We start from the raw sequence: 14025 nt of genomic DNA, 5'->3' as shown, positions 1-14025 counted from the left end.
ATTAATGTAAAAAAATACATATAAAGATGGACGTAAAATCGCATAACGAAAAAAAGAGCCGCTCCTTAGCGACTCTTATCTTAATCTTAATCTGTATTACAGCCTATCTTGGTGCGATACATATGAACAAATTCGTTATCATGAGTCCCTCGTTCTCATAACGTCCTATATATTTTTATATCTACTCCGGACTCCGTTGGATAACCCTCTCCCACAAATGTCTCACGGTTCAAAAAGGATAAGGCTCTACTGTCCGTAATCATTTTGGGAGAAGTCCGAAATAAAGCAGTGTTCAGCGTTTTATCGATGTTTCCGTTGTTTTCGATATAAATTTTGCAGCTATCTCCTGTGTGATCTGTCCCTTGAAGCATGTATCTTGCCGATAGCGTATGCGGGTCACCATTCTTCCCGATAATCTGAGTATCCACGCCTCCATCCAGCACTATTCCCTCAAAGTACTTTCCGGTTACACGACCTGTAAAAGTAATCATGACAACTGAATTACCTTCGCTATTCTGTAAATCAAATGTTTTCTCGATGTTCACATGTACCGTAAACAGTTCCTCCAAATTCACGCGTTCCCACCTCCATATGAATTTAATTATAGCTCTACTCACCTAAAAAAGATTTACATTTACATATCTCATTCGAATCATTTAAAATGGTTTACATACTGTAAAGGTTAACACAATGTTAATGAAGGAGCTTACGACAAGCATGAGTACATTACCAAAATCAATTCGCTTTCCACTATTCATTCTGATGTTAAATCTGTTTATCGCTTTATTGGGGCAAGGGATGCTTATTCCCATTTTGCCGGAGTACTTGAAGCTCTTTCATGCGGGAGGTACCGTCGCCGGATTTCTAGTGGCAGCCTTCGGGGCAGCTCAATTCTTCTTTTCACCATTGGGAGGAAAATTATCTGACCGCTTTGGACGTAAAAAGTTGATCATGGCCGGCATGTTTCTTTCCGTTGTCTCGGATGTGATCTTTGCACTTTCAACCGCTCTGCCTCTCTTGTATGTCGCACGAATTATCGGGGGAATCAGTCTTGGTTTAATGGTTCCTGCGAATCTCGCTTATGTCGCGGATATCACAACGCCTGAGACCCGCGCGAAAGGCATGGGTTATTTTGGTGCAGCCATGAATTTGGGAATGGTGCTCGGGCCTGGTCTGGGTGGTCTCATCGCCGAGATGGGGATTCGTATGCCTTATTTCTTCGCTGCTGGTCTGGGACTTGTTGCTGCACTGATGACGCTGCTACTGCCTGAGACACTTCCCCCGGAAAAAAGAACCGTCTCCATCCGACTTCAAAAGGGAGATCACTTGGGTAAGAAAATCTGGAGTTCATTTAAAGTACCGTATTTTAAATACTTGATTGTGCTGCTCGTCATGACCTTTGGCCTCATGAGTTATGAGACCGTATTCGCGCTTTTTGCAGAACAAAAATACGGATTCAACGCTGCAACGATCTCCATCATTATTACCTTGGGCGCAATTATCGGTATCGTTGTGCAAATCTGGCTTTTGGATTGGTTCGTACAGCGAATCGGTGAAATTAAGCTAATCCGTTTTTCCCTAATTATTACGCCCATCGCTTTATTATTAATGTTAATTAAAGTAAACCTGACCTTTCTGTTATTCGCTTCTGCGTTATTCTTTGCCTTTAACTCGTTTTTGCGGCCTTCACTCAGCACGTTAATATCCAAAAATGCAGGAGATCGGCAAGGCTATGCATCGGGTCTGAATACGACATTCTCCAGTCTCGGGACGGTGATTGGTCCGCTGATCGCAGGACTATTGTTTGACAAAAACATAAACTTCCCGTATATTTTTGGTGCAATTATGCTCCTCGCTTCTCTCGGACTTACCTTGAACGCATTTCGTTCGAAGAAAGGACAACGGTATACAAGTGAATGAAAACTGGCATCAACAATTGGGAAATAAACATCGTGATGATTTGATTGCAGCAGGTAAGGAGCTTTTTTTGAAATATGGATTGCTGCAAGTGAAGATTAAGGATGTATGTACGAAAGCTGAACTTAGCAGAGTGACATTTTATAAACATTTTCAGTCTATGGATGAGCTTCTTCTGGCCATTCAGATGCAACTGATTGAACATTTAACGGATGAGGTTAGCCTTACATCGGTGAAGGACATGAACGGGCGAGAACAACTCACGGTGATGTTGAATGCATGGGTTGTTTATGCCCAGGATCATCCAGACTACATCCGGTTTATTCAATTATTTGATATCAACTATGAGATGTATGATTTTAGTCCTGAATTAAGAGAAACATACGATCGATTCAACCAGAATGGGAAAGAAAATCATTTCCTGATGGGCGCTTTATCCCAAGGTGTTGTTGACGGCAGTATTAAGAATCCGTCCCCTCCGCTCGATCTGGCTCAGTTTATCTTCACCACGATGATGGCCATGCTCCAACGTATGGTAACGATTCGTGCTGCTCATGATCATGCATTGGATATGCGGATGACGGAGCAATTTGTGAAGATGCTGCTCCAATTTGTTTGCAGCGAAGAAATATCCGAGTGATGGCGTGGTAGATGAATCGGTGAAATCAACGTTTAGTTTAAAATAAAAAGACGGATTCCGTATGCTGGGATCCGTCTTTTTTCTTCATTTTCTCTACATTGATTGACCTTTAATCCGTTTGAACGGGCAACTGTCCTCCAGGTTTCAATTGACCAAGTAAAACTTTAATCCCGGCAGACGTATTTGGCTCCTGCTTTCCATACACTGCAAGCCCTGAGCGCACATTCTGAAGATAGATCATCTCGTAAGGGTTACCCAATGACAACAGCGTATATCGCAGATTACTCTTGTTCACTGCATTAATCAAGGTTTGATAATCGCTCCATCCGAACTGGCTGGCTACATTCCGGAATTGGTAAGAAGCAAGAATGACATAATTCGCTTTGCCAATCGCCTGGAGCGTTTCATTCATTTTGCCTTGTCCAACAAGTGCAATTTCAGTCTTTAACGACAGGTTATTAGCAGCTTGCAACAGTTGTTTTTCAAGCTGATTCGCCTGATCCTGCTCGGCTGCGACAATAACAACCCGATCGCCTTGCTGAATTTGATCTGGAAGCATACCTTCGCGGCTGCTGAGTACGGTGACCGCACGTTCTGCGATTTTCTGCTCCACCGCTCGATGCTCCTTCGATCCAATAATACCGTTAAGCTGAGTTAGCTTTTGCGCAAGAGTCTGGTTACGTTCAAACAAACCATATTTCGCTTTCATCTCCAGGATTCGTTTCACAGATGCGTGTATAGTTTCATCCTTGATCGTTCCATTGTTCACCGCATTCACCAGCGTTTGATGGGCCGCTGCTGAATCTTTTGGCATAAGGATGATATCAACACCTGCGGAAACGGCACGTTCTACCGATGTATTCTCCCCAAAATGCTCCGCAATGGCATTCATGGTGAATGCATCGGAAATGATGAGACCTTTATATCCCAGTTCTTCGCGAAGAAGTCCTGTCAGTACTTTTTTCGATAAGGTAGCTGGAATCGGCACACGTTCACCGTCTTTGAGCGAAGTGACATGTTCGTTATCTATGGCAGGAAAAGCAATATGCGCGGTCATAATCATCTCTACCCCGTTTTCAATCGCAGCTCGAAATGGTTTTAATTCAACCGCATCCAACCGCTCGCGATGATGAGTTAGTACAGGCATTCCGAGATGGGAGTCTACCTGCGTATCTCCGTGACCCGGAAAATGCTTCACTGCCGCCATCACCCCGGATTGCTGCAAGCCCTTTATCGTTGCGAGACCTAGTCGCGTTACCAAATCTGGCTCCGAGCCAAACGAGCGTATACCAATGATGGGGTTATCTGGATTACTGTTGATATCCAGCACTGGCGCAAAGTTAATCTGAATTCCCAGTGCCTTCAGTTCCTCCCCAGTCAGCTGACCAGCCGCTTCGGCAAGCGCTGCATCTCCAGTTGCGCCCAACGCCATCTGACCTGGCAGATTCGTACCGCCTGGTATTCGCTTAATCACACCACCTTCTTGGTCGATACTAAGAAATAGCGGAATGTCACCTGCTTCTCTTTGCATATCATGTGTGAACGTTGTAAGCTGCCTTGCGTCAACAATATTTTTGTCAAAAAGAATAAGTCCGCCCAAGTCTTGATCATGGATACTGCGTTTCAGCCCCTCATTAACGCTCGTCGTCGCTTTACCATTCCATTGCCTAACATCGGGCATAAGCATCTGACCCACTTGCTCACTTACCGTCATATAAGATATCAGCTTATCCCAATCTTGCGCCCGAATGGCTGCTTCGCGTTCGAAGCGAATGACTCTCGCCATGAATACGGCATATTCAGCGCGCGTGACAGCTTGATTTGGACGGAAAGTGGCATCCGAATAACCACCGACCAAGCCGTTGGAACTCATAATAAGAATAGGCGCTGCCGCCCAATGCTTGTCCGTATCGGTCCATTTTGCGGGCTTCTTACCTTCCGAGAGTGAATATGCCCTTGTAAGGAAGGCCGCAGTCTCTGCGCGGCTAAGCGGTGCATCCGGACGGAAGGTTCCGTTAGGGAAACCACTCGCAAGTCCATTTTTAGCAGCTATCATGATTTCTCGATGGAAAGGGTGTGTCGTTGGAACATCCGAATAGGTTGTGCCATCCACTGCTCTCTGAAGCTGATCTGGATAAAGCTCCCGTACCATAAAAGTGACGGCTTGTGCCCGTGTCACAAGTGCCTCAGGCTTGAAGATCCCATTACCGTATCCGGCTACTGTTCCCCGTTTCGCCATATACGTGATGCCATCCTCTGCCCACTTTGAATACTTAAGATCAACAAAATTTTCTTCCGCAGCTGCCGTCCCCACCCCTATAAGCACAGATCCGAGGACGGCACCAATCATCGTCATCCATTTTACATGCATTTGTTTCACTCCTGTTGTTATTCTATGGATGAATAGACGCTAATACGGTATCGTTTGTTGCGTTGACATAATTCAATGAAATGATATGCAGATCATGACTATCCCTTCACGCCACCAATCGTCATGCCCTGTACAAAGTATTTCTGCAAGAACGGATACACCATCAGAATAGGAACACTCGCAATAATGGTCATCGTCGCTCGAATTGATGTTGGCGTAACCGCCGTTGCATTGCTCTCGGCAGACTGATAAGCATCACTTGCTGATGAAGTCGCTGAGGTCGTTGAAGTTTGCAGAATCTTCATTAATTCGTATTGCAACGTGCTTAATTCTTTATTGGAAGAGTTGTAGAGGAATACATCGAACCAGGAATTCCATTGCCCAACGGCTACAAAGAGTGATACGGTTGCCATTGCGGGAATCGTTAGTGGCAGGACAACACGGATAAATGTCGTGAACTCCCCTGCCCCATCTATACGGGCTGACTCCAGAATGCCTTCCGGAAGACCTTCAATAAAAGAACGGATGACGATCATATTGAATACACCGATTACACCCGGAATGATATACACCCAGAAAGAACCGATCAATCCAAGGTCTCGAATCAGCAGATAACCGGGGATCAAGCCCCCGCTGAAGTACATGGTGAACACAAAAAACATTGTAACGAACTTACGAAGCACAAATTCCTGACGACTAACCGTATAAGCAAGCATGGCTGTACAGAAGACGGAGACCACGGTTCCAATGACCGTACGCAGGGCAGAGATCAGCGTTGCGTGATAGATATCGGATTCGCCAAAAATGTATTTGTAATTGTCCAGTGTCCATACACGGGGCCATAGATATATTCCCCCCCGAATGGCATCGTTCGCATTATTGAAGGATACCGCAATCATATTAACAAAGGGATAGATCGTCACAATCATCAGACATACCATGAAGATCATGTTAATGGTGTCAAACGCTCGATCCCTGGTGCTGCTATTCCGCAAGCGGGATGTGTTTCCTTTTCGCATGGTATAGGCCTCCTTTTAGAATAGTCTGCTCTCTCCCATTTTTTTCGCTATATAGTTCGCAGAGAAAAGGAAGACAAAACTGACCACAGTTTTGAATATGCCGGCTGCTGTACCCAAGGAAAAGTTCCCCATCCCTAATCCATATTTCAGTACAAAGATGTCCAGATTCTCCGAATAATCCATGTTCATCCCGTTACCTAGCAGATATTGCGGCTCGAATCCGGATTCCAGAATACTTCCCATGTTCATGATCAACAAGATCACAATAACCGGTTTCAAACCAGGCAGCGTGATATATAACATCCGTTTGAAGCGACTGGCTCCATCGATCTCGGCAGCTTCATATTGCGCTGGATCAATTGCCGTAATCGCTGCCAGATAGATAATAGTGTTCCACCCGACATCCTTCCACACCTCGGTTGCCCCAAGAATACCCCAGAAGTATTCACCTTTTCCCATCCATAGTACCGGACTATCAATCAGGTGAAGCTTCATCAGGAGCAGGTTGATAATTCCGTCTGGTGACAGTACGGTTAATACAATGCTGGAGGCAACAACCCACGAGATAAAGTGAGGCAGATAACTAACGGTTTGCACAAAGCGTTTAAATATGACATTTTTCAGTTCATTCAACAAGAGGGCCAGTGTAATTGCTGTCACAAATCCCAATACCAGTTTAATGGAACTCATGACAAGTGTGTTGCGCAGCACCCGGTAGAAGGTATTGTCTTCAAATAACGTACTAAAATGCTGCCAGCCTACCCACTGCTGATCCGAGAAGGATCTCGCCGGTTTGAAATTCTGAAAAGCCATGGTCCATCCCCATAACGGCAGGTACTTGAAGATAAAAGCCCAGATGACAAAAGGTATACACATCCAGGCAAGTGTTCGTTGTTGCACAAGACGTTTGAAGAATGAATGTGCTCTGGTTCCCTTCGGATTCGAGGCTGGCGGCATCGAGTTAAGGGAGACATTAGGTTTCTCCACGGTGAACCTGCTCCTTTCCTATGCTGTTCATCATGCGAGGAGAAACCGGAGTTTATGTTCTTTCGTCTTCTCCTGCGCATGTACAGTTTGTTTTAACGAGTTTGTTCAAAAAAAGAATTCTTGAACACGTACTTAAAGTGTTCGTATCACCATTTTCCTGCGACTCGATCCTTCACAACTTTGGTAATGGTCGCTTCATAACCAGCTTTGTCCAATTTGTTCAATTCAGCCATGTAGGCATCCCACAGCTTATCAAAATTCGAGGGTGCTCCCAAGATCATTTCCGGCAAGTATTTACGTTGCAAATCATCCGATTTGGTCGTGAAGATCTGTTCAGGTGATCCTTGCTCCAATGCGATGGACCAAGCCGGGAACCAAGGCCGCTCTTCCGGTTTGTTGAACAATTCACTAAAAGTTTGGATACCGTAGGCTTCAAGGAATTTCTTGTCTCCCTCGGTGTAAGATGCAGCGGCCACTTCCGGCTGGTTGCCAGGGCTATAAGCGTTACCATCGGATAGTGTAGATTCACCGCCATATTTCGGCCAATCTGTACCAAAGTAGGTGAACCCGAATTTACGGCTGAGCTCCAGATCATCATGAGCCTTGCGTTGATCTTCATTTGCATAATAAAAGCGGCCCTTTTCATCCACACTGTACGTCTCGTCCTTGATGCCCCATTGCACCAGAACCTGATTCTCTTCCTTCAGCAAATTATCAAAGTATTTGATGATACGAACAGGGTCTTTGGCGTTCACCGAGATACCGGTTGCATAGTTGTTAACGAAGCCGGGAGGATCAACATATTGATCCTTAATTCCTTCATCAAACACGATCGGAAGTGGTGCATAGCGCTTCTCATCAATGCCTGCCGAGAGCAGGTTTTTCGACGCATCCCCAATCTGCCAGCCATAATTGAAGTATCCTAACACACGACCCGAAGTCAGTTTGGCCAAATACTGGTCTTTGTTCATCGTAAAGGATTCCGGATCCAGCATCCCTTGAGCATTAATCTCATTTAACTTCTGAATCCATTTTTTCTGTGCATCTGTTCCGGCGACGACTTTCGCTTCATGGGTAGTCATGTCAACCATGACACTGCCATCGTTCGGATAACCGGCGAGATGCATCGCTGGATTCTGCAAGGTGAAGAAGTTATTGGCCACACCTGCAAGTGACACAAATCCGATCGTCTCTGCACCATCAACTGTTGGATGTTTTTCCTTGTAATCCTGAATCAGATCAAAATATTCATCCAGTGTAGTAATCTTGGGATAATTAAACTCTTTGAGAACAGAGCGCTGAATCCAGAAGGCTCCCCCACCAACATTTGGACTACCTGAATACTCACCCTGATTAGCCGTATAAGGCAGCGCATAGATTTTTCCGTCTTCTGCATTTTTCATTTTATCGAAGTATGGTCCATATACTCTTTTGATATTAGGGCCGTATTCCTCAATCAGATCATCCAGCGGAATATAGGCCCCGGCATCCAATAACTTGGACATCTCACCACTGGAGCTAATGACATCTGGATAGTCTCCACTGGCAATCATGACACCGGCTTTTGTCGCACTATCACCTACCAGATATTCCAACTTCCAGTCCACACCTGTTTGTTCTTGCAACACTTTACCGATTGTTGTTTCGCTTGCCAGAGTATCCTTCTTGCCTGGAGAGAACATGTAATACGAGAACGTGACTGGACTGTTCTCATCATCACCTGTGGCTGAAGGTGATGACGAATTGTTCTGATTGCACCCAGCCAGCAAAACAGTCACTAATACAGCTAAACTTGCTATTCTAACTTTCGCTTTTAACATGTGAATATTCCCCCGTTCCTTATGGTCTCTATGGATTGCACTCACCATTTGCCAGCTACACGATCCTTCACTGCCTGTGTTATCGTAGCTTCATATGTTTTCTTGTCCAGTTGATTCAATTGACTCATATACTCATTCCATGTGTTCTCGAACGTAGAAGGCGAGTCCATAATCATTTTGGGTAAATATTTCTTCTGGAGATCTTCTGCCTTGGTGATGAAAATCTGTTCAGGAGAGCCCTGCTCCAATGCAATGGACCAAGCAGGTGACCAAGGACGCTCATCCGGTGTGCTGAATAGTTCTGTGAATGTCTCCACACCATATTTCTCTAACAACAGCTTGTCACCGTCCGTGTAACTAAAGGTAGCCACTTCTGGTTGATTGCCTGGTCCATAGGCGTTGCCATCCTCCAGTACGGAGTTATTGCCGTAACGAGGCCAGCTGTAATTAAAATAGTCAAAGCCGAACTTACGACTTAATTCGGGATCTTCATGTGCCTTGCGTTGGTCATCATTTTTGAAATAAAAGCGACCTTCGTCATTCACACTATACGTCTCGTCCTCAATGCCCCATTGCACCAGAATCTGGTTTTCTTCCTTGAGCAAATTATCAAAATATTTAACAATTCGCACGGGATCTTTGGCATTTACGGTAATTCCGACACCATAGTTGTTCACAAAACCTGGCGGGTCCACATACTGGTCTTTGACACTGTCATCAAATACGATCGGTAGAGATACATATCGTTTATCATCAAGTCCAGCCTTCTTGAGGTTGTTCGTTGCGTCTCCAACCTGCCAGGAGTAACTGAAATATCCCAGAACCCGACCGGACGTCAACTTGGCGAGATACTGATCCTGGTTCATTGTGAAGGATTCGGGATCAAACATCCCCTGTGCGTTAACTTCGCTCAGCTTCTGAATCCATTGTTTCTGATAATCAGATCCGGCTACCAGTTTGGCTTCATGGCTCTGCATATCCACCATCACACTGCCATCGTTTGGATAACCTGCCAGATGCATGGCCGGATTTAGCAGGGTGAAGAAGCTGCCCGACTCACCCGCAAGTGTGGCGAAGCCGATGGTTTCTTTTCCATCGATCTGCGGATGCTTTTGCTTGTATTGCTCAATCAAGTCAAAATATTCGTCCAGCGTTTTGATCTTGGGATAGTTAAACTCTTTGAGCACAGCCCGCTGAATGTAGAAGCCGGTCTGGAAGTTAGGCTCTGACACATAACCAATGTTGGCTGTGTATGGCAAGAAATAGATCTTTCCATCCTCCTGTCTGAATTTGTCCATATAAGGCCCGTATACCCGCTTGATGTTAGGCCCGTATTGATCGATCAGTTCATCCAGTGGGATAAAAGATCCTGCATCCATCAACTTAGCCATTTCACCACTGGAGTCGATGATGTCGGGGTAATCCCCACTCGCAATCATGACACCTGCCTTGGTTGCACCGTCGCCGACCAGATATTCCATCTTCCAGTCAACACCTGTTTGTTCCTGTAACTTCTTGCCAATGGTCGTGCTGCTTGCCAGAATATCCTTCTTGCCACCGCCAAACGTGAAATATTTAAAGGTGACCGGGGTGTTGTCATTACTGTCAGGATAAGAGGCTTGCGGACTGGCTTTATTGCAACCTCCCAGCGTTACAGCCAGTAAAATTGCCAGACCTGTTATAATGTTTCTTTTTCTAAACATGTAGCAAATGCCCCCTTCAAGTATTGTTTGTGTCTTTAAGCCTTCTCAATATATCAAGATAGCGCTTTCAAAGTTACCCATGAAAGTGTACCTCCTACTTTGAAAAGTATATCCCTCATATTTAGTCGCCTGGCATGGCTGATGGATCAAGTGGAAGCTTAATTTGGATACGTGTCCCTTCTCCTTCCCCTGTCTGGATGTCAAATGTAAAGTGATTTTTATAACAAAGTTTTAAGCGACTATACGCATTTTTCATGCCAACATGCTCTCCCATATCCGTGTTCTGATTCAGATAGCTCAGCAATTCTTCCAATCTAGCTTGTGACATCCCTATTCCGTTATCCGTTAGTCGGATAAGTAGGTGGTCAATTTCAGTCGAAACGAAGAGTTGAATGATGCCTACACCCGGAGATGATTCAATACCATGAATACTTGCATTTTCCACAAAGGGGAGAATTACCATCTTGGGGATTCGGTACATCAGTACCGCAGGATCAGCTTCAATGCTGTATTGGAGTTTGTCGCCAAAGCGATATTTCTGAATTTGCAAAAAACTCTCGATGAGTTCGAGTTCTTCCTTCACTGTCACATCATTCTGATTCCAACTGATCGACTTGCGAAACATCTTGGCCATGTTATGCACAATTTTGGCGGTCTCTTTCTCGCCCTTGATGAGGCTCCGCATCCGTACCGACTCCAGGGTATTAAACAAAAAATGAGGGTTGATCTGGCTATGGAGTGCATGAAGCTGAGCTTGCTGCTGTTTTAACTCTAGGTCTTTCTTCTGAATGTCAGCTAGATATACCTCATGAATCAAGTTATGGATCGTCTCGGTCATTCGATTGAATTCCATCGTGAGCTGACCGATCTCATCTCTTGCATCTTCAGGAGGAATCGTCTGAAAATTCTGTGTTTTCACTTTTTTCATATGTTTTAGAATCCGCACCAGTCTGACATGGATGGATCTGGACATGGCCGCGATGATGATGGAAGGCAAGACAAAATTAATGCAAGCAAGCCAAACCACGAAGGAACGGGACTTCCGTACCTCCTTCAGCACAATTTCTTCATCCATAACGCCATGCAGGGACCACCCTTCCAGATAGTTAATGCCTGTATACGTAAGTTCAAAGGGAATCATTTTGTTCGGAAACTGGATCTCACTGTAACGTTTCCCTATCAGAGATGCTTCTGCTGTATAATCATTTGAAAATTGGATGTGTCCTCCTGGATCAACTAAATACACTTTTCCGTCGAATCCGCTGTTGTGAAAATACTGCTTGATCGTCTCCATGTTGAGGTCAATTTTAAGTAACTGCTCTCTCCCCCCAGTGTCCAGATTGTCGAGCCTTTGTACCAGACTTAACATTTGATCAGATGAGATCAGAGCCGGATAAGGAGCGGAGTATGCCTGAAATTGAACGTACCAGTCTGAGCTTCGGACCACATCAGTTAAACGATCAATATAACCGGAAGATAGAATGGTAGGATTATCGGTATACACTTGATACCAGCGAATCCCCTGATTCAATTGACCGGAGAATTGCCCTTTCAGGTACGAATTATAAGCGTCAATGTACTCAAAATGACTTCGAAACGAACGCGAGATGGTGTCATTGAACACAGGATCCGTATATAACGAATAAGAGAGACCGACGCCCTGATCAATGGTTACACGCAGGTCGTTCTTCAGATTGTTCAAGGCCATGCCGGCATCACGAGTTTTCTGACTACGAATATTGGCGGATGTAACATTGTAGAACACCACATTGGTAACAACAATGGGAATAAACACGGACAGGACATACATCAGCAGTAGCTTATCTCGAAGCTTCATGTAATTCAGGTTCCATCTTGGCATTGTGCACCTCGCTGTTCATTTCCCATAAGGAGATTGCGATACTCTGTAGGCGATAACTTAACGAGCTTCTCAAACTGGGTTACAAAATAATCTGCATTCTGAAATCCCACGCGTGCAGCGACCTCGTACATTCTCAGATCCGTCTGCCGCAGTAACTTCTTCGCCTCATGAATCCGCAGGTTCAGCAGATAGTCATTGAAGTACTGATTGTAGCTTTTGCGGAATAACCGCCCAAGATAAACGGGATTCATGTAGAAGAGCGCAGCAATGCTTTTGAGATTGATGTTCTCGGTATAATTAGCATCAATATACCGTTTGATCCTGCTGATATCCCCTTTGGATCGCTCCATTCGCAAATGAGACACATAATGCTCGGCTTCCTCCAGCGCCATGAGAAAAGCATTCTTCAGTAGTCTTAAATTCCACCCTTCATGACTTTGTTGTGCCAGCTCCTTTAGCTGCTGCAGCCCTTCATCAGTACCATCCATTTCGTGGACTACAGCGAGAATACCCGTTATATAATGCAACAGAGAACCAGCTACAGCCTGAGGAGAAAATCGATTCATATGAAACAATTTGAATTTCTCTTCTACAATGTTGTGGTAAGCTGCCCTATCCCCCTCTTCCAGGCTCAAGATTAATTGATCTACCTCCTCCTGGTATACATTAAAAACAAACAGTGGTTTGTCTTTGATCTCCGTATAGCGCACGACGCCACCAGTTTCTGCATATTTATGCTTGGCTGCTTCTTTAGCCGCCATAAGGGATTGTGGGATATCTCCAATCTCTTTGACGAGTGTTCCTGCGTAAAGACCGATGTCCAGATTAAGCTTTTTGCTCAGTGTTATATGAATAGAATGCAGCTTATCCTGTAACGCCATGCCACCTTGATCAGGTTTAGACCACAACATTAATAATGCAAACATGCCGTGCTGTTGCTCACTGATGAACATTTGGCATAAGTTACTCTCGAGAGATTGTACTGCTTCACGTACCTGTTCAATGGTAATTTTAATTTCATCTAATCCGGTCTGAAGTTCAATCAAAGTCATGAGCAGATTGGAATTATGATTGATTCCGAGCATCTCGGCATATCGAGGTTCATCCTGCTTCTGTACATGACCTTTGATCAGATCCTCCAACATGATGTTACTGGCCTGCCCCTCGGCCATGAGTATATGTTTTCTTTTGTTGCAAATGAGATTAGCCGACTTCTGCAACGTCGCCGTCAGTTCTTCATCATCAATAGGCTTCAGAATATAGTCATGAACACCGTACCTGATTGCCTGCTGTGCATATTTGAAGTCATGATAACCACTGATGATAATGAACACAGGTTCCAGATGAGGCATTTTCTCTACGGCACGAATAAGTTCCAGTCCATCCAGAATCGGCATACGAATATCGGTTATAATCACATCTGGCTGCAGGCGTTCAATCAGATCCAGTGCCTCTAGACCGTTCTCTGCCTCTCCGATAATCTCCATATCAAGCTCAATCCAGCTTATGAGTTCATACAGCCCTTTTCGTACGTACATCTCGTCATCTACCAGTAGTACTGATAACATCCTTTTGTCCCCTTTCTTCAAACGAAAATACCCCCGCCAGAAACTACTCTCCTCCCATCTGGAAGCGGTTTCATTAATTATACTCAAATATGTAATATGCTTACATTTTATAGGTTGCAATCTGTAATTTCATTGCATA

The 14025-nt window shown here is 44.7% G+C and carries 10 protein-coding genes; 2 read left to right on the top strand and 8 right to left on the bottom strand.

The features are described 5' to 3' along the window. Positions 1–155: 155 nt before the first annotated feature. Complete coding sequence (locus tag MKY85_RS14710; protein ID WP_342573177.1) at positions 156–575, bottom strand: DUF3237 domain-containing protein; 420 nt, start codon at positions 573–575, stop codon at positions 156–158. A 142-nt stretch (positions 576–717) separates the two neighbouring features. On the opposite strand from MKY85_RS14710, the gene MKY85_RS14705 reads away from it, so the two are divergent. Both MKY85_RS14705 and MKY85_RS14700 read left to right on the top strand, forming a co-directional pair. Next, on the top strand, positions 718–1920 hold the full coding sequence (locus MKY85_RS14705; RefSeq protein ID WP_342573176.1) for an MFS transporter: 1203 nt from the start codon (positions 718–720) through the stop codon (positions 1918–1920). Then, on the top strand, positions 1913–2557 hold the full coding sequence (locus tag MKY85_RS14700) for a TetR/AcrR family transcriptional regulator (RefSeq protein WP_339242728.1): 645 nt from the start codon (positions 1913–1915) through the stop codon (positions 2555–2557). The genes MKY85_RS14705 and MKY85_RS14700 overlap by 8 nt, the downstream gene beginning before the upstream one ends. Positions 2558–2666: 109 nt before the next feature. Here the strand turns inward: MKY85_RS14700 and MKY85_RS14695 are convergent, their stop codons facing one another. The 7 genes from MKY85_RS14695 to MKY85_RS14665 all read right to left on the bottom strand — a co-directional run bounded on the left by MKY85_RS14695 (position 2667) and on the right by MKY85_RS14665 (position 13886). Continuing rightward, positions 2667–4928 carry a glycoside hydrolase family 3 N-terminal domain-containing protein gene (locus tag MKY85_RS14695; RefSeq protein ID WP_342573173.1) on the bottom strand — a complete coding sequence of 754 codons (2262 nt, stop codon included), beginning with the start codon at positions 4926–4928 and terminating at the stop codon, positions 2667–2669. Positions 4929–5026: 98 nt separating this feature from the next. Further along, complete coding sequence (locus MKY85_RS14690) at positions 5027–5947, bottom strand: carbohydrate ABC transporter permease (RefSeq protein ID WP_342573170.1); 921 nt, start codon at positions 5945–5947, stop codon at positions 5027–5029. 15 nt (positions 5948–5962) lie between these two features. Next, positions 5963–6904: an ABC transporter permease subunit gene (locus tag MKY85_RS14685; protein ID WP_339243073.1), complete on the bottom strand. Its 942-nt coding sequence runs from the start codon at positions 6902–6904 to the stop codon at positions 5963–5965. A 176-nt stretch (positions 6905–7080) separates the two neighbouring features. Continuing rightward, positions 7081–8754 carry an ABC transporter substrate-binding protein gene (locus MKY85_RS14680; protein WP_342573168.1) on the bottom strand — a complete coding sequence of 558 codons (1674 nt, stop codon included), beginning with the start codon at positions 8752–8754 and terminating at the stop codon, positions 7081–7083. 41 nt (positions 8755–8795) lie between these two features. Then, complete coding sequence (locus MKY85_RS14675) at positions 8796–10457, bottom strand: ABC transporter substrate-binding protein (protein ID WP_339261206.1); 1662 nt, start codon at positions 10455–10457, stop codon at positions 8796–8798. Between the two features lie 121 nt (positions 10458–10578). Further along, on the bottom strand, positions 10579–12318 hold the full coding sequence (locus MKY85_RS14670) for a sensor histidine kinase (RefSeq protein ID WP_342573167.1): 1740 nt from the start codon (positions 12316–12318) through the stop codon (positions 10579–10581). Next, positions 12300–13886, bottom strand: coding sequence for a response regulator (locus MKY85_RS14665; RefSeq protein ID WP_342573165.1), 1587 nt, complete (start codon positions 13884–13886; stop codon positions 12300–12302). Before MKY85_RS14665 ends, MKY85_RS14670 begins: the two co-directional genes overlap by 19 nt. Positions 13887–14025 lie beyond the last annotated feature (139 nt).

The organism is Paenibacillus sp. FSL R5-0749 (assembly GCF_038595085.1).
Classification (GTDB): domain Bacteria; phylum Bacillota; class Bacilli; order Paenibacillales; family Paenibacillaceae; genus Paenibacillus.
Note: the sequence above shows the minus strand (reverse complement) of the source record. Positions and strands in the feature narration are given on the sequence as shown.

What these genes read in the sequence shown, in the direction of transcription:
- MKY85_RS14670 (WP_342573167.1), bottom strand. Translation starts at nt 12,318, where the DNA reads ATGCCAAGATGGAACCTGAATTACATGAAGCTTCGAGATAAGCTACTG.
- MKY85_RS14690 (WP_342573170.1), bottom strand. Translation starts at nt 5,947, where the DNA reads ATGCGAAAAGGAAACACATCCCGCTTGCGGAATAGCAGCACCAGGGAT.
- MKY85_RS14680 (WP_342573168.1), bottom strand. Translation starts at nt 8,754, where the DNA reads ATGTTAAAAGCGAAAGTTAGAATAGCAAGTTTAGCTGTATTAGTGACT.
- MKY85_RS14675 (WP_339261206.1), bottom strand. Translation starts at nt 10,457, where the DNA reads ATGTTTAGAAAAAGAAACATTATAACAGGTCTGGCAATTTTACTGGCT.
- MKY85_RS14665 (WP_342573165.1), bottom strand. Translation starts at nt 13,886, where the DNA reads ATGTTATCAGTACTACTGGTAGATGACGAGATGTACGTACGAAAAGGG.
- MKY85_RS14685 (WP_339243073.1), bottom strand. Translation starts at nt 6,904, where the DNA reads ATGCCGCCAGCCTCGAATCCGAAGGGAACCAGAGCACATTCATTCTTC.
- MKY85_RS14705 (WP_342573176.1), top strand. Translation starts at nt 718, where the DNA reads ATGAGTACATTACCAAAATCAATTCGCTTTCCACTATTCATTCTGATG.
- MKY85_RS14695 (WP_342573173.1), bottom strand. Translation starts at nt 4,928, where the DNA reads ATGCATGTAAAATGGATGACGATGATTGGTGCCGTCCTCGGATCTGTG.